Annotated in this window: 19 protein-coding genes; 3 read left to right on the top strand and 16 right to left on the bottom strand. The window is 47.4% G+C overall.

Annotated elements, in window-relative coordinates; all coding sequences use genetic code 11:
- Positions 1 to 103 precede the first annotated feature (103 nt).
- The 9 genes from upp to spoIIR all read right to left on the bottom strand — a co-directional run bounded on the left by upp (position 104) and on the right by spoIIR (position 6,949).
- The gene (gene upp, locus ACNFN4_RS06885; protein WP_003151154.1) at positions 104 to 733 is read right to left on the bottom strand and encodes a uracil phosphoribosyltransferase; all 630 of its coding nucleotides are present in this window, start codon (positions 731 to 733) and stop codon (positions 104 to 106) included.
- A gap of 134 nt (positions 734 to 867) precedes the next feature.
- Entirely contained in the window at positions 868 to 2,115 is a 1,248-nt protein-coding gene (gene glyA, locus ACNFN4_RS06880; protein WP_015418416.1) for a serine hydroxymethyltransferase, read from the bottom strand.
- A 147-nt stretch (positions 2,116 to 2,262) separates the two neighbouring features.
- A complete protein-coding gene (locus tag ACNFN4_RS06875) occupies positions 2,263 to 2,805 on the bottom strand; it encodes a TIGR01440 family protein (RefSeq protein ID WP_007407598.1) in 543 nt (180 codons plus the stop codon).
- 13 nt (positions 2,806 to 2,818) lie between these two features.
- Complete coding sequence (gene rpiB / locus ACNFN4_RS06870) at positions 2,819 to 3,268, bottom strand: ribose 5-phosphate isomerase B (RefSeq protein ID WP_003151149.1); 450 nt, start codon at positions 3,266 to 3,268, stop codon at positions 2,819 to 2,821.
- 133 nt (positions 3,269 to 3,401) lie between these two features.
- Complete coding sequence (locus tag ACNFN4_RS06865; protein ID WP_014419102.1) at positions 3,402 to 3,857, bottom strand: low molecular weight protein arginine phosphatase; 456 nt, start codon at positions 3,855 to 3,857, stop codon at positions 3,402 to 3,404.
- 73 nt (positions 3,858 to 3,930) lie between these two features.
- Complete coding sequence (locus ACNFN4_RS06860) at positions 3,931 to 4,488, bottom strand: manganese efflux pump MntP (protein WP_017418734.1); 558 nt, start codon at positions 4,486 to 4,488, stop codon at positions 3,931 to 3,933.
- 68 nt (positions 4,489 to 4,556) lie between these two features.
- Entirely contained in the window at positions 4,557 to 5,597 is a 1,041-nt protein-coding gene (locus ACNFN4_RS06855) for an L-threonylcarbamoyladenylate synthase (protein ID WP_174747369.1), read from the bottom strand.
- Positions 5,598 to 5,753: 156 nt separating this feature from the next.
- Positions 5,754 to 6,197: a hypothetical protein gene (locus tag ACNFN4_RS06850; RefSeq protein ID WP_064108064.1), complete on the bottom strand. Its 444-nt coding sequence runs from the start codon at positions 6,195 to 6,197 to the stop codon at positions 5,754 to 5,756.
- 71 nt (positions 6,198 to 6,268) lie between these two features.
- Positions 6,269 to 6,949: a stage II sporulation protein R gene (gene spoIIR, locus ACNFN4_RS06845; protein ID WP_014419106.1), complete on the bottom strand. Its 681-nt coding sequence runs from the start codon at positions 6,947 to 6,949 to the stop codon at positions 6,269 to 6,271.
- 160 nt (positions 6,950 to 7,109) lie between these two features.
- Here spoIIR and ACNFN4_RS06840 point away from each other — a divergent pair, with 160 nt between their 5' ends.
- Entirely contained in the window at positions 7,110 to 7,484 is a 375-nt protein-coding gene (locus ACNFN4_RS06840; RefSeq protein ID WP_003151143.1) for a UPF0715 family protein, read from the top strand.
- On the opposite strand, the gene ACNFN4_RS06835 is transcribed toward ACNFN4_RS06840, so the two are convergent.
- The 3 genes from ACNFN4_RS06835 to prfA all read right to left on the bottom strand — a co-directional run bounded on the left by ACNFN4_RS06835 (position 7,471) and on the right by prfA (position 9,752).
- Positions 7,471 to 7,749 carry a DUF5316 family protein gene (locus tag ACNFN4_RS06835; protein WP_021494808.1) on the bottom strand — a complete coding sequence of 93 codons (279 nt, stop codon included), beginning with the start codon at positions 7,747 to 7,749 and terminating at the stop codon, positions 7,471 to 7,473. The genes ACNFN4_RS06840 and ACNFN4_RS06835 overlap by 14 nt on opposite strands.
- 70 nt (positions 7,750 to 7,819) lie before the next feature.
- Positions 7,820 to 8,680, bottom strand: coding sequence for a peptide chain release factor N(5)-glutamine methyltransferase (prmC, locus tag ACNFN4_RS06830; protein ID WP_021494807.1), 861 nt, complete (start codon positions 8,678 to 8,680; stop codon positions 7,820 to 7,822).
- Position 8,681: 1 nt separating this feature from the next.
- Entirely contained in the window at positions 8,682 to 9,752 is a 1,071-nt protein-coding gene (gene prfA, locus ACNFN4_RS06825; protein WP_003151139.1) for a peptide chain release factor 1, read from the bottom strand.
- 111 nt (positions 9,753 to 9,863) lie between these two features.
- Here prfA and gloA2 point away from each other — a divergent pair, with 111 nt between their 5' ends.
- Positions 9,864 to 10,247, top strand: coding sequence for an SMU1112c/YaeR family gloxylase I-like metalloprotein (gene gloA2, locus ACNFN4_RS06820; protein WP_007614387.1), 384 nt, complete (start codon positions 9,864 to 9,866; stop codon positions 10,245 to 10,247).
- Positions 10,248 to 10,357: 110 nt separating this feature from the next.
- The gene (racA, locus tag ACNFN4_RS06815; RefSeq protein WP_021494805.1) at positions 10,358 to 10,921 is read left to right on the top strand and encodes a chromosome-anchoring protein RacA; all 564 of its coding nucleotides are present in this window, start codon (positions 10,358 to 10,360) and stop codon (positions 10,919 to 10,921) included.
- Between the two features lie 33 nt (positions 10,922 to 10,954).
- On the opposite strand, the gene ACNFN4_RS06810 is transcribed toward racA, so the two are convergent.
- From ACNFN4_RS06810 to rpmE, 4 genes are all read right to left on the bottom strand, one after another.
- Complete coding sequence (locus ACNFN4_RS06810; protein WP_007407608.1) at positions 10,955 to 11,911, bottom strand: AEC family transporter; 957 nt, start codon at positions 11,909 to 11,911, stop codon at positions 10,955 to 10,957.
- 86 nt (positions 11,912 to 11,997) lie between these two features.
- Entirely contained in the window at positions 11,998 to 13,695 is a 1,698-nt protein-coding gene (gene malS / locus ACNFN4_RS06805; RefSeq protein ID WP_007407609.1) for an oxaloacetate-decarboxylating malate dehydrogenase, read from the bottom strand.
- Positions 13,696 to 13,971: 276 nt separating this feature from the next.
- A complete protein-coding gene (locus ACNFN4_RS06800; protein ID WP_038464350.1) occupies positions 13,972 to 14,562 on the bottom strand; it encodes a thymidine kinase in 591 nt (196 codons plus the stop codon).
- Positions 14,563 to 14,646: 84 nt separating this feature from the next.
- Complete coding sequence (gene rpmE, locus ACNFN4_RS06795) at positions 14,647 to 14,847, bottom strand: 50S ribosomal protein L31 (RefSeq protein ID WP_003151132.1); 201 nt, start codon at positions 14,845 to 14,847, stop codon at positions 14,647 to 14,649.
- Positions 14,848 to 14,908 lie beyond the last annotated feature (61 nt).

Raw genomic sequence — 14,908 nt, 5'->3', positions numbered from 1 at the left:
GCATACACAGAATGTTCACAAATTCACCTATAAATGTATGAACTCTGCCCATTCAGCAAATATCTGGATAAAAAAAGAAAACCCCTGAATGAGGTTTTCCGATTTATTTGGTTCCGTACAGTCTGTCACCCGCATCACCGAGGCCCGGAACGATATAGCCTTTTTCATTCAGTTTTTCATCAAGGGCGGCGATATAAATATCAACGTCAGAATGGTGTTTCTGCAGCTCTTCCACGCCTTCCGGAGCCGCTACAAGACACATAAAACGAATGTTTCTCGCGCCGCGCTTTTTCAGACTGTTTATCGCTTCCACCGCAGAGCCTCCCGTAGCAAGCATCGGATCCACGACAATAAATTCGCGTTCTTCTACATCAGAAGGAAGCTTGACATAGTATTCCACCGGTTTTAAGGTTTCCGGATCACGGTATAATCCGACATGTCCCACTTTAGCGGCCGGGATTAATTTCAGCATGCCGTCAACCATTCCGAGACCCGCTCTCAGGATCGGCACGATACCGAGTTTCTTCCCTGAAATCACTTTGGATGTCGCTGTTTGAACAGGTGTTTTCACTTCCACTTCTTTAAGAGGAAGATCACGTGTAATTTCAAACGCCATCAGTGATGCGACTTCGTCCACAAGGTCTCTGAAATCCTTTGTGCCTGTATTTTCATTCCGAATATATGTCAGCTTATGCTGGATTAAAGGATGATCAAATACGTAAACCTTTCCCATACTGTGTTCAGCTCCTTTTTTGTTGTCCGAGTGACTTTTTCACACTTCTATTGATTCTACAGAAAAAGACAAACAGTTTCAAGAAAATCATAAAAAAACCCGCCGGATTAAGGTTCCGGCGGGTTTCTTCCTTATTAATAGTCCAGTTCTTTATATAAAGGAAACTTTTCAGTCAAGGCAGATACGCGCTGTCTCGCTTCTTCAAGTTTTGCTTCGTCTTCATGATGTTTCAGTGCGAGGCCGATGATGGCGCCGACTTCTTCAAGCGCGTCACCGTCAAAGCCGCGGCTTGTCACAGCTGCCGTACCAAGACGGATTCCGCTTGTGACGAACGGTTTTTCCGGATCGTAAGGGATCGCGTTTTTATTAGATGTAATGCCGATTTCATCAAGAACGTGTTCAGCGACTTTTCCGGTCAGACCGAGAGAGCGGAGGTCGACAAGCACAAGGTGGTTATCCGTTCCGCCTGATACGAGCTGAATGCCCTCTTTGTTCAGAGACTCAGCCAGGCGCTTCGCGTTCGAGATGACGTTTTGCGCATATGTTTTGAAATCATCTTCAAGCACTTCTCCGAAAGAAACGGCTTTGGCCGCGATGACATGCATAAGCGGTCCGCCTTGGATTCCCGGGAAAATGGATTTATCAATCTTTTTGCCGAACTCTTCACGGCAAAGGATCATTCCTCCGCGGGGTCCGCGAAGTGTTTTGTGAGTCGTTGTCGTTACAAAGTCAGCGTAAGGAACCGGATTCGGATGAAGACCGGCTGCGACAAGACCCGCGATATGCGCCATGTCTACCATGAAGTAAGCGCCGACTTCATCAGCGATTTCGCGGAATTTTTTAAAGTCGATCGTGCGGGGGTACGCGCTCGCTCCGGCAACGATGAGTTTCGGCTTATGCGCCAGCGCTTTTTCACGCACATCTTCATAATCTATATATTGCGTGTCTTTATCGACACCGTATTCTACAAAGTTGTATTGAACGCCGCTGAAATTAACCGGGCTTCCGTGTGTTAAGTGGCCGCCGTGGGAGAGGTTCATCCCGAGCACCGTGTCGCCGTGCTCTAAAATCGTGAAGTAAACAGCCATGTTCGCCTGAGCGCCTGAGTGCGGCTGAACGTTTACATGCTCAGCTCCGAAAATCTCTTTCGCGCGGTCGCGGGCGATGTCCTCGACGACATCAACATGCTCACAGCCGCCGTAGTAGCGTTTGCCGGGGTAGCCTTCAGCATATTTGTTTGTTAAAACAGAGCCTTGTGCTTCCATTACCGCTTCCGTCACGAAGTTTTCAGAAGCAATTAATTCGATCTTAGTCTGTTGACGCTTACGCTCATCTTTGATGGCGTTAAACACTTGTTTGTCTTGTACAGGTAAATGTTTCATCAGCGAGATCCTCTCCTATCCGTTTCCTGTTCTTTATTTTTACCACCCTTATTGTACATGGTTTTTCAGGTGAATGTAACAGCTTATTTAAAAAAATCACAAAATTTAATTAGAAAACACGAACATTATATAGGAAAAGTATTTTCATCATTCGCATTCATAAACGGCGCGAATCCCGCCTATCAGCTTCGGCCTTGTCCGGGCCATCGTCACATGTGCTTCTCCAAGCTCACGGCTCGATATCCGGACAGGGACGGCAACGGGTTTCAGATGCATGCCGATGAACGTATCGCCGATGTCAATCCCGGCGTCAGCCTGAATCGATTCGGCGAGCACGGGAGAACGCATCTGCCGGTATGCATAAGAGGCCATCGCTCCGCCCGCTTTCGGGACGGGGACGGCTGAAACAATGGGGAGCCTGAACCGCTCGGCCGTTTCCGCTTCAATGACAAGCGCCCTGTTTAAATGCTCGCAGCATTGAAAAGCAAGATGCACACCCGTTTTTTCCTTAAACCGGTTAAGTCCGCCGTATATCAATTCAGCCCAATCCCCGCTTCCGGCGGTGCCGATCCGGCTTCCGGCGGCTTCACTTGTACTGCACCCGATCACCAGCAGACTGCCGTCCGTCAGTCCTGCCTGCTCTTGAAACTCAGTCAGCATGTCCGTCCATTTTTGCTTCATCTCTTCCATTGTCCAGCACCTCTTACAGATTTTTTTCTTCGTAATCTGCGATTTTGCCGATCCGCCGTTCGTGGCGGCCGCCCGTAAATTCAGTCGTCAGCCAGACTTTTGCGATTTCGCGCGCCAGCCCCGGGCCGATGACGCGTTCGCCCATCGCAAGAACATTCGTGTCATTGTGTTCACGCGTCGCTTTTGCGCTGAAGGTGTCATGGGCAAGCGCACAGCGTATGCCCTTTACCTTATTTGCGGAGATGCTCATGCCGATGCCTGTGCCGCAAATTAAAATTCCCCTGTCAGCTTCGCCGTTCACCACTTTTTCCGCTACCGGAAAAGCGTAGTCTGAATAATCGACAGAGCCGGCGCCGCATTCACAGCCCATATCAATGTATTCAATCTGCAATTCATCCAAAAGACTTTTTATTTCTTCGCGGATATGGACGCCGCCGTGATCTGACGCAATAGCTACTTTCATTCATTTACCTCCTAGGTATGGCTGGGCGAAGACAGCCCAGTGTGCTTGTCCTTTTTATTACGAAATCCGTTGATTTCATTCTACTCTTTCACATTCGTTTTGCAAATGACCTGTTTGCAGATTTTCTGACATATTACTTGCTTTTTCCGTCAAGCAATTGATCAGCCAAAAGGGTCAGCAGCTCCTCCAGTTCGTCCCGCGTCTGTTTATAAACATCAAGCGGACCGCCGAACGGATCAGAGATATCGCCGTTTTCCCCCGTTACGTATTCTTTAATGGTAAAGACTTTGCCCCGACTGTTTTGATATCGGCCTTCAATCAGCTGTTTGTGCTGTTCAGTCATCGCCAGCACCAGATCAGCCGTCTCGATATGTTCTTCCGATAAGGGAGATGAACTGTGATTGAGAGCGATCCGTTTTTCAAACAGCGCTTCTACGGCATGGGCCGACGCTTTTCCGTGCGGAGACGCGAATACGCCGGCCGAGCTTACGCTGACATCCAGCCCTTTCGTTTCTGCAATGGATTTAAAAAGAGCCTCAGCCATAGGACTGCGGCACGTATTGCCTGTACATACAAAGATTATTTTCATGTCCGTCACCTCTTACTGCCTATTATAAATGAAGAAAAAAGAAACGGCATCTTCGTTTCTTTTTTTACGTATCTTATATCGGTAAAAGCAGTTTCAGCCCGAATCCGATCAAAATGGCTCCGCCAAGCGCTTCGCTGTAGGAGCCGAGCCACGACTGCACCTTTCTTCCCGCCAAAAGGCCCGCCCATGTTAAAACGGTGCTGAAAACCCCGAACAGCGTAACGGCCAGAAACGGATTGGAGCCGTTCATCCCGAGACTGAGCCCGACAGAAAAGCTGTCCAGACTGACACCGACCGCAAACAGCAACAGTCCCGAGCCTGCCGGAGATATGAGCGGCCCGTCTGATTGTTTAAACGCGGCAATGATCATCTGCACCCCTAAAATGAAAAGAAGAGATCCGCCGATGTAAACGGCGAGCATCCCCAGAAAACCGGACAGCAGATGCCCGGCCGCCATTCCCGTAAGCGGCATCATGACATGAAACAGCCCGATGACAACCCCTATATGAAAAATCTGTTTTTTCTTCAGCTGAATCATTCCCATCCCGAGCCCGACGGAAAAGGCATCCGTCCCCAAAGCAAATGCCATGATGCTTAAGGAGACAAGTTCCCCGATGAATAGATTCGACATGAAATAAAAACCCCCTTGGACGTGCCCGCTTGTTTAGCTTATGCATGTCCGATAAGGGGTAGAACAAGTTAATGGATAACGGTGCCGCCTGCGGCTTTCATCAGCCTGTTCATAATGGCGAGCCCCACTCCGGTATCCGGAAAGGACTCAGAAATAATCATGTCCACTTCCGCTTCATCAAAGCTGCGGAGCGCATCGTATAAGGCGGACGCCACTGTTTCAAGGTCGGCGCGTCTGCCGCAGACCTTGATATAATCAGCCTGGTAACTATCGGCGTTCTCTTCTGTTGTCAGAATGCCGATTCGTTTCCCCCGGCTTTTATATGTGTCTGCCAGTTCTTGAATTCTCCGGGCGCCGCCGTCGGCAATAGCCATCGGTGCAGAAGGCGCGTAATGTGTATATTTCATACCCGGAGAAATAGGAACCTCATCTTCTTCGGTCAGCCCTTTATCCACAAGAACCGGACCGGCGGCGGATTCAATCTGCTCTTTTGTCACGCCGCCCGGACGAAGCAGCACGGGCTGTTTCCCCGTACAGGACAGAACGGTTGATTCCACTCCGATTCCCGTCGCGCCGCCGTCCACAATACCGGCAATGCGGCCGTTTAAATCATGAGCTACATGCTCGGCCTTCGTCGGGCTCGGTTTTCCTGATAAATTGGCGCTCGGCGCTGCGATCGGCAGTCCGGCCGAGCTGATGAGGGCTAATGCTACCGGATGATCAGGCATTCTGACCGCTACCGTCTCAAGTCCCGCGGTGACACGGGGTGACAGCACACCGGGCTTACACGGCAGGACAAGGGTCAGCGCCCCCGGCCAGAATAGCTTCATAAGCTTTTTCGCCGTCTCAGGAATATGGCTGATAAAACGATCAAGCTGGCTGATATGGGATATATGCACAATCAGCGGATTATCGCTCGGCCTTCCTTTCGCCTCATATATTTTCGTCACGGCTTCCGTATTTTCAGCGTTAGCGCCCAGTCCGTAAACGGTTTCTGTCGGAAAAGCCACAACCTCATTCTGCCGGAGCAATTCCGCGGCTTGTGTAATCTGGGGATCGGTTGTGGATAATTCGCGCGAACAATCCACAAACCATCTTCTTGTTTTCATGTATAACCAAACTCCTTATTTTAAAGCGGTAAAACTTTATTTTCTCTCGTGTATTCCTTTTGAAAGTATAAAAGATGTCCTTTAATAAAACAAGTGTTATCCACAAACTGTGGACAACACTTTTTAATAAGTGGATAACCTTGTGTATAAGTTAGATCAGGCAGAGGTTTTCACCATTAAAAACGAACCTTCTGTGCATAACGAATTGCGGAAATGTTCGGACGTATACAGTTCATCAGGCGCATCGGCGCACGCTTCAAATCCCATCAGATTCAGAAACTCAGCAGATGAGGGCTGATTGGCGACTAAGTAGACATCTTGAATCTCATGTTTTTTGCACAGCACATCCATACTTTGAAACAGTGTAACGATATGGCTTTGATTCAGCCTGTCCGACATGACGAGTGAACGGAGAAGCCCTTTTCCGCCGCTGAATTTTTCGATCCCGAGACAGGCGGCAATCTTTTTTTCACTGTCTTCCAGCACGATAAACCGGCTGATCTGCTGATCGATTTCCGCATGTGCCGTATCAGCCTTTTTCAAAAAGGCCTCCAGCGCCTCCGTATCTTGATCTCTTGCCACTCTCAGCTGATAAAACATATATTTCCCTCCGTTTCGATCAACTCTTTCTTCCAATCTATGAATCGAATCCGGATTTATGCCTTTTGCTTTTAGGAAAATAGATCTGAAATCCAATCGACGAGGAAAAACTTCACTTCCGTATCATCGTCATCTTTCTTTTCTTTCTTCGCTTTATCAGCCTTTGCTTTTACGTCATCCAGCACTTTTTTAGTCTGTTTCTGCGTTTCTTCCTGCTTCTGTCCGCCGTCTTCCTGATCTTTCACCGCTTCGCCGTTTGAGAAATCAAGGAAGCACAGCGGCGGAAACAAGACGCACCACCAGTTGGCGCCCTCGCCATTGCCGAGTGTAATTAAAATCGCTTCATATTTTCCGGCCGGATAGACCATATTGCCGTACAGCTTTGTCGGAAACGAGATTTTATTGAATTGAACTGAAACGGATTGATGCGCACCCTTTTCTTTCATCGTTTGTTTGGCGATTTCTTTAATTTCAGGAAGCTTCGAACGAATGAGCCGCCGCGCTTCTTCAATGGAAGTGATATCTTTCACCCAGTCCGTGATTTGCTTGTTTACAGCATCTCTGATCTGGCGCTTGAGCTTTTGATCCTCATCGTTATCACTGTTGGCCAAAATCCTGAGCCGGATCGCTTCATCCGGTATGACGACGGGCTCATCGGCTGATGCCCGCGCTGTTTCTTCTTTTGTCAAACCCGCAAGCGCTCCTGATAATAAAAGAAAAATATATATGCAGATCATCATTGTCTGTTTCATCGGTCCCCACCGTTCCTCTCCGTGCTTTTTTTATCTAGTCCCATTATGGACATGACGGAAAAGGTTTAAACCGGCGGGAAGAAAAAAATCTAGCAAGCTGATAATCTGCATTGACAGATTCAAAATATGGTACGATATTATTTTGATAGGAGGTTTTCAGATGAAATATAATTACACCGTGCTGCTGTCGGCGGCATGTATGTCTGTCATTTATTCTATTTTGTATGTTCATCAATTCATTATCGCGGCTTTCATTTCGATGGCGTTTTATTTTTTGTTTCCTTATTTGATTTTTGCGCTGCCGCTTCAATACTTTCTGAATAAAAAGCCGAAGAGATTTCATCCGCTGTATTTTCTTTATTATTTAGGGGTGTCATTCATTGCAAACGGGATCATCTTCGGTCTTTTGCAGCCGTCAGGCCAATCTCTGTTTTCTAATTCAGCCTTTTATATCTTTGCGGTTTTAACAGCCGTCGTCTATTGGGTATGGGATTCCGTATTGCTGCAAAGACAAAATCCGGCTACAGAAGCGTAATCAGCAGACAGCCGGCTGAAGGGAGAGCGGCGCAAAAGAAAACGGCGGCCATCTTTAAACGGGCGTGCCGTCCTTCTTCTGTTTCAGAATGATAATTGGCCCGCTGCTCCGCTCCGCTTACGGCCAACCCGGAAACGATGATCGCTGTGACGATAAGAACAGCCGTAACGGCGCCGAAAATGATGTCAACGCCAAACGGCAGAACAAACCCCGCCGCATAAGCTGCGGCGGCGAGTACACATCCGAAGGCGAACGCTTTTTTCAAGGCGGATGCCCCTTTCATTTTCTTTCCATTGTAACAAAAGCCCGCCGTGTGCGTCACCGGCGGGCTTTTTTCATGATGTGATGACTGCGGATACTGTTCTGTCTTTTCCGTTGATGTCCTGTACGACTTCCACTTCCGCATTCGGAAAGGAATGACGGAACAGGTCTTTCACGGCTTTTCCCTGATTATATCCGATTTCAAAGACGACAAGCGCTTTATCTTTCATGACAAGAGGCAGCTCCTCCATAAACCGCTTGTAGAATTTCAAACCGTCACCGCCGTCCGTAAGAGCATGAAGCGGCTCATGGAAACGGACGATATCCGACAAATCCGCCATTTCTTCTTCAGAAATATACGGCGGATTGGAAACAATAATATCCGCTTTTTTTCCTGATGAAATAAAAGGAGTTAACAGATCTCCCTGCAAAAAGCACACGTCCGCTCCGAGGTTTTGCGCATTTCTTTCCGCCACCTGCAGCGCTTCTTTTGAAATATCCGAAGCCGATACTGAAAAATGTCCGCATTCAAGGGCGAGCGTCACCGCAATGGCTCCGCTCCCCGTACCGATATCAATGACGTTCAGGCGTTCTGCCTCGGAAAATGCCCGCTTCTGTCTGTCCAGCAGATGAAAGACGACTTCTTCCGTTTCCGGACGCGGAATGAGAACATCGTCATTCACAAAAAATTCCCTGCCGTAAAACTGTTCTTTCCCGATAATATATTGAATCGGAATACCTTCTTTATGCATCTCCACGTGCCGTCTGAATCGATAAAGCTCGTCCTCGCCGACGGTCTCCTGCAGACTTGCGAGAAGTTTGCTCCGATCCATTCCGGTATCATTTAACAGCAGCAGCTCGGCCGCGTTTTTTTCTCTTCCCGCTTCGGTTAAATAAGAAGAAGCCCAGCTTAGGGCTTCAAAAACGGTCTTCATCTTAATTTTCCGCCTGCTGGAGCTTGCTTGACTGGTCTTCTACGATTAACGCTTCAACCACTTCATCAAGCTTGCCTTCCAGGATTTGATCCAGCTTTTGAATCGTCAGGCCGATGCGGTGATCCGTCACACGGTTTTGCGGGAAATTGTATGTGCGGATACGCTCGGAACGGTCGCCTGAACCGACGGCTGATTTGCGGGTCTGATCATATTCAGCCTGAGCTTCCTGCTGGAATTTGTCATAGATTCTGGCGCGGAGCACCTTCATCGCTTTTTCTTTGTTTTTAATCTGAGATTTTTCATCCTGACAGGATACGACGACACCGGTCGGTAAATGCGTCAGGCGTACGGCCGACATCGTCGTGTTTACGCTTTGTCCGCCCGGTCCGCTTGATGCAAATGTATCGACGCGGATGTCTTTTTCGTGGATGTCCACTTCTACTTCTTCCGCTTCAGGAAGACACGCCACCGTCGCCGTGGATGTATGAATACGGCCGCCTGATTCCGTTTCCGGAACACGCTGTACGCGGTGCGCGCCATTTTCATACTTCAGCTTGGAGTATGCGCCTTTTCCCGTAATCATAAAGATGATTTCTTTGTAACCGCCCGTTCCGGTCACGTTTGCTTCCATGACTTCAGTCTTCCAGCCTTGGATTTCGGCGTAACGGGAGTACATTCTGTAGAGATTTCCCGCAAACAGCGCGGCTTCTTCTCCTCCCGCTGCTCCGCGGATCTCCATGATTACGTTTTTGTCATCGTTCGGGTCTTTCGGGATGAGGAGCACTTTCAAACGCTCTGATAAGGTTTCCGTCTCTCCCTGCAGTTCGGAGATTTCTTCCTTCACCATTTCTCTCATATCGGCATCAAGCTTTTCCTCAAGCATCGCTTTCGCATCGGCAAGCTGTTCTGATGCGTCTCTGTATTGTCTATAGACTTCAACGGTTTCTTGTATATCAGATTGCTCTTTCGAATATTCTCTAAGCTTTTTCGGATCGTTGACCACTTCCGGATCACTTAAAAGCTCATTTAATTTTTCGTATCGTTGTTCAATTGACTGTAAACGGTCTAACACGGTCTTCACCTCTGTTTTCCTGTGCGTAACATTCTCATTATAGTATAGGGCTTATCGCCAGTCAAAAGCAATTCGCCTCTGTTATACTGAAGCAAAAAAGGAGGGGCGGATATGCTGAAATCCATCCACCATATAGCAATCATATGCTCTGATTATGAAAAGTCGAAAGCTTTTTACACCGAGATACTCGGTTTCGGCATTATAAAAGAAACATACCGAAAGGATCGCGGATCTTATAAACTTGATCTGGCGCTGGACGGCGCGTATGCGATTGAATTGTTTTCCTTTCCCGATCCGCCCGAACGGCCGACCAGACCGGAAGCCGCGGGTCTCCGGCATCTCGCCTTCACCGTAAACGATCTTGAAGCAGCCGTCAGGGAGTTAAAGGAAAAGGGCGTCGGCACAGAACCGATCAGAACCGATCCGCTGACGGGGAAACGGTTTACCTTTTTCTTCGATCCCGACAAGCTTCCGCTTGAATTGTATGAAGCGTAACGTTTTTTGAAGAAATGCCGCTTTCTTTGGCGAATTCCTTCTTGTTTTGTCTAACATGAAGGGAACGCCGCCTCATGGTCGAATACCTAGCAAAAAGGAGGTATGTGATCATGAATACAAACATGGCCGCGAAAGAGCTCGGTGTCTCCGCAAAAACGGTGCAAAGGTGGGTCAAGCAGCTGAATCTTCCGGCTGAACGGAATGAGCTCGGACATTATTCCTTTACACCTGAGGATCTTGATGTGCTGAAATCGGTCAAACGGCAAATTTCTGAAGGCACTGCCCTTCTGGATGTTCAAGTGCCCCGGCAGCCGAAAAAACGGACGGGCTTCATTTTGCAGCGTCCGAAAATCAATGGCGGCGCTGAACAAAGATTGGCAGAGCTGGAGCGCAAACTGGACATTCTCACGAAAGAGAAACAAGGTGAGAACCATCTGCTTTCAAGGATAGAGGAGCTTGAACGCCAGCTGAAACAAAAGGCGGATGAAGGGGTGTCTTATCAGCTTCTTCAGCACAGACGGGAAATTGACGACCTCAATTCCGAATTGCAGACATTGGCCTCCCGCATCCAGGAACTTGCCCAGACAGCTCCCCTCTCAGAAACAGCCGCTTCTTCAGAACATAAGAAACCCAGAAAAAAAACAAGATTTTCGCCTTTTAAATTTCAATTCTAATCAAAAAAGCTCCCTGAAACAGGGAGCTTTTCATTATGCAGTCAGCGCAATGATGATCGGCAGTGAGATTAGAGATAAAATCGCACTGATTACAAACGCGGACGCAGTTTCTTCCTCTTGTTTTTCGAAACGTGTGGCAATCATCGCCGCTACCGCAGATCCAGGGAATGCAACGAGCAATACCGCTTTCGTGATCTGGTCAGCCGGAAGTCCGACTGCAAGAGCGATCAAGTACATCAGCGCAGGCTGAACGGCAACTTTTAACAAAGCGATACCGAAAGCCGGCAGACTGAGCTTAATGTTGCGGATACCGACAGTTACACCGACGGCGAAGAGCGCAACACCTGATGTTGTGCTTCCGAGCTGATCAAGCATTTTTTCTCCCAAGCCAGGGAGTGTTACACCGCAGAGTACCAGAATGATACTGATAAGCGGTGCAGCCGCAAGCGGTTCGGAAAGACCGTGAAGAATAGACTTACCAGTCATTTTCCAGAAGTTCTCGTTTTCAGTGTCTTTTTTCTTAGATGACTCACCGACAGTAGCGATAATGATCGCAAGCGGGTCAAGGATGGCGTTAACCACGATACCCGTAACGGCGATAGGAATCGCTACTTCGCTTGCTCCGAATAAGCTTCCTAGTACGGGAATACCCATAAAAGCAAATGTCGGCTGTGCAGAGTTTAAAGAAAATACAGATGAATTCGTTAAATCATACTTGAAGATAAATTTGCAAACCAACAGAATGACGATAAAGAATCCGACAATCCCAATGATCAAAGCGACCATCAAAGGAACCTGTGATAAAAACGCACTTCTTGAAGTGGTTAAAATACTTGCGATAAAATGCGCCGGAAGCGCGTACTTCGTAACTAAGGTGCTTACCCCTTTTGCTGACTTCGCGTCATAACTTCCGAAGCGACCTGCGAACCATCCCAGCACGATCACGAAAAAGATCGGCGCCAGGAGGATTAAAATATCTAAGAAGCTCAAAATGTTCTCCTCCAAATCCTTAATGTCCGTATACTTTAGCCTTTACATAAAAGCTTTCCCTCGGACTGTAAAATTAATCGTAAAAATTATTTAGCGACAACTTGCTTATATTGCGGTTTCCACATTGCATCAAGAACGGCTTGTTCTACATTTTCAGGAATGCGGTTTGCCACGCCTTCTTTAATGGCAGTTTCCGCTACGGCGATCGCAACTTTAATTGAAACTTCTTGTAAGTCGCTCATGCTCGGCAGAAGGCCTGCACCCGGTGTTTCAAAATCAACGCTTTCTGCGATTGCGTCAGCAGTTGCCGCAAACATTGCAGGAGTAATCACTTTCGCTTCTACAACGATTGAACCGAGACCAAGTCCAGGGAACGCGAATGCGTTGTTAGATTGTCCGATTTCATGAGAAACGCCATTGTACTCTACATTGTCAAACGGGCTTCCTGTCGCCACAAGCACTTTGCCGTCAGTCCATTTGAAAAGATCGCTAGGAACGGCTTCAGCAAGCGGTGTCGGGTTAGACATCGGCATGATGACCGGACGCTCAACGTGTTTTGCCATTTCTTTGACGATTTCTTCACTGAACGCGCCGCTTTGGCCTGATGTACCGATTAAGATTGTCGGTTTCGCTTGACGGATCACTTCAATGAAAGGAATTTGTCCATTTTCATCGCGTTTCCAATCTTTAATTTCTTCAGCTGTGCGCAGGTACGGCTCTTGGAAATCAAGGATGTTTTCCATACCTTCTATTAACAAGCCTCTGTAGTCCATTGTGTAGAACGCTTTGTTGGCTTCTTCTTCAGAAAGACCGGCAAGCACCATAGTGTCTCGGATTTGGTCAGCGATTCCGATTCCGGCAGATCCCGCACCGAAGACAACCACACGCTGGTCTTTAATAGACGCGCCTGTTTTCTTCATAGCCGCAAGCACACCTGCAAGCGTAATCGCACCTGTTCCTTGAATGTCATCGTTGAATGTAAGAATTTCATGGTTGTATTTCTTCATGATATTGCGCGCGTTTTTGTTTCCAAGGTCTTCCCAGTGAAGAAGAGCTTTAGGGAAATATTTAAGCGCAGCTTTTACATAAGCGTCAACGAAAGCTTCGTAACGTTCGCCTTGGATACGTTCATGGCGGTTACCGATGTATAAAGGATCGTTCAGAAGTTTTTCATTGTTCGTACCGACGTCAAGAACGACAGGAATGACGCGGCTTGGGTCAATACCGGCAGCAGCTGTGTATACCGCTAATTTACCGATGGCGATGTTGATACCGCCTACACCCCAGTCACCGATTCCGAGGATGCTTTCTGAGTCTGTCGCAACGATCAGATCAATATCTCCGGCAGTGGCATGAAGGTTTTCAAATGCCTCTTCAATTCCTTCCACGTTGTCGATAGAAAGGTAAATCCCTTGAGGTCTTCTGTACTCATGGCTGTATTCTTGAATCGCTTCACCGACAGTCGGTGTGTAAACAACCGGCAGCATTTCACGAAGATGGTTTTGAAGCAATTTAAAGAAAAGAACTTCGTTACGGTTTTGCAAATCATTCAAATATACGTTTTGGCGAAGGCGGTCCGGCTGAGCTTGAAACTGCTCGTATGCGCGTTTTGCCTGCTCATCAAGAGACAGAATTGTCGGAGGAAGCAGCCCGTCTAATCCAAGGCTTTTTCTTTCTTCTGCTGAAAACGCAACACCTTTATTTAAAGTAGGGATAGATAGAACTTCTTTTCCTCTTAAAGTAGTTTCTAAGTTGCCTTCCTTCGTTACTTTAATATTATTCAAGAAAATCTCCTTCTTTCTTCAAATAGTTAACAAAGTTAAGTAATTACCCGTTTTGGCTAGTGTGATCGCGATCTGCTATATCTTTTTTTGACAATTATTCGAACAATGTCTCATAACTATTTACATTACTTAGTCATTTTATGCCTGTAAAAATGAAAATTCAAGAGATGAAAATTACTTAATTTTTTCATACTCTTTTTTAAGTTATTTAACTACAATTTTTGAAAAAACGTCAAAAAAACACCGGATTTTTTACCGATGTTTTCATGAAAAGGGTTATTTATCAGTCTGTTTTTTCGGCACTTCGTGATGATGTCTGCATCTCGCTTCGTATGACTCCGACGCGCCGACTAAAATGACCGGATCATCATAAGAAGCGGGCTTCCCGTCAATCAACCGCTGCGTACGGCTTGCCGGCGACCCGCAAACGGAGCAGACCGCCTGCAGCTTCGTCACCGATTCGGCAACCGCCATCAGATTCGGCACCACGCCGAACGGCTCTCCCCGGAAATCCATATCAAGTCCGGCCGCGATGACACGATAGCCTTTATCCGCAAGCGAGGATAAGTCGCCGATGATCGATTCGCCGAAAAACTGCACTTCATCTACCGCGATGACGTCCGTGCTTTCACTGATATGATCCCATATTTCAGCCGAAGACGAGATGACGTGGCTTGTCATGGATGTGCCGTTGTGAGAAACGACGGCCTCCTCGCTGTAGCGATTATCAATAGCAGGTTTGAACACCTTGACCTCCTGCTTCGCATATGTCGCTCTTTTCACTCTGCGGATCAGCTCTTCTGATTTCCCAGAGAACATGCTGCCGCATATCAGCTCAAGCCATCCGCTTTGCTTCATTATGTACATAGGCTATCCGCTCCCCTTTTTTTCCTGTTTATGGACATAAAAAACAGGCAAGAAGCAATTCTTGCCTGCCTGTAAAATCTATTATTACTTAAGACCGTATTTTTTGTTAAAGCGATCAACACGACCATCAGCAGAAGCGAATTTTTGACGTCCAGTGTAGAATGGGTGGCATTCAGAGCAAATCTCAACGCGTACCTCTTCTTTTACTGAGCCTGTTTCAAATTCATTTCCGCAAGCGCATTTAACTGTTGCTTTTTTGAAATTAGGATGAATTCCTGCTTTCATTGTATCCATCTCCTTCCGCCCTGAATCCCGTGTGGAAACAGAGTTATTATTCCGGAGTAAT

The sequence above is a fragment of the Bacillus sp. N1(2025) genome (genome assembly GCF_053470005.1).
The sequence above is the reverse complement of the archived record's forward strand: the minus strand, read 5'-3'. Positions and strand labels throughout refer to the sequence as shown.

What these genes read in the sequence shown, in the direction of transcription:
- rpiB (WP_003151149.1), bottom strand. Translation starts at nt 3,268, where the DNA reads ATGAAAGTAGCTATTGCGTCAGATCACGGCGGCGTCCATATCCGCGAA.
- spoIIR (WP_014419106.1), bottom strand. Translation starts at nt 6,949, where the DNA reads ATGAAACAGACAATGATGATCTGCATATATATTTTTCTTTTATTATCA.
- ACNFN4_RS06865 (WP_014419102.1), bottom strand. Translation starts at nt 3,857, where the DNA reads ATGAAAATAATCTTTGTATGTACAGGCAATACGTGCCGCAGTCCTATG.
- ACNFN4_RS06850 (WP_064108064.1), bottom strand. Translation starts at nt 6,197, where the DNA reads ATGTTTTATCAGCTGAGAGTGGCAAGAGATCAAGATACGGAGGCGCTG.
- rpmE (WP_003151132.1), bottom strand. Translation starts at nt 14,847, where the DNA reads ATGAAAGCAGGAATTCATCCTAATTTCAAAAAAGCAACAGTTAAATGC.
- upp (WP_003151154.1), bottom strand. Translation starts at nt 733, where the DNA reads ATGGGAAAGGTTTACGTATTTGATCATCCTTTAATCCAGCATAAGCTG.
- racA (WP_021494805.1), top strand. Translation starts at nt 10,358, where the DNA reads ATGAATACAAACATGGCCGCGAAAGAGCTCGGTGTCTCCGCAAAAACG.
- ACNFN4_RS06840 (WP_003151143.1), top strand. Translation starts at nt 7,110, where the DNA reads ATGAAATATAATTACACCGTGCTGCTGTCGGCGGCATGTATGTCTGTC.
- ACNFN4_RS06875 (WP_007407598.1), bottom strand. Translation starts at nt 2,805, where the DNA reads ATGGAAGAGATGAAGCAAAAATGGACGGACATGCTGACTGAGTTTCAA.
- gloA2 (WP_007614387.1), top strand. Translation starts at nt 9,864, where the DNA reads ATGCTGAAATCCATCCACCATATAGCAATCATATGCTCTGATTATGAA.
- ACNFN4_RS06855 (WP_174747369.1), bottom strand. Translation starts at nt 5,597, where the DNA reads ATGAAAACAAGAAGATGGTTTGTGGATTGTTCGCGCGAATTATCCACA.
- glyA (WP_015418416.1), bottom strand. Translation starts at nt 2,115, where the DNA reads ATGAAACATTTACCTGTACAAGACAAACAAGTGTTTAACGCCATCAAA.
- ACNFN4_RS06800 (WP_038464350.1), bottom strand. Translation starts at nt 14,562, where the DNA reads ATGTACATAATGAAGCAAAGCGGATGGCTTGAGCTGATATGCGGCAGC.
- ACNFN4_RS06860 (WP_017418734.1), bottom strand. Translation starts at nt 4,488, where the DNA reads ATGTCGAATCTATTCATCGGGGAACTTGTCTCCTTAAGCATCATGGCA.
- prmC (WP_021494807.1), bottom strand. Translation starts at nt 8,680, where the DNA reads ATGAAGACCGTTTTTGAAGCCCTAAGCTGGGCTTCTTCTTATTTAACC.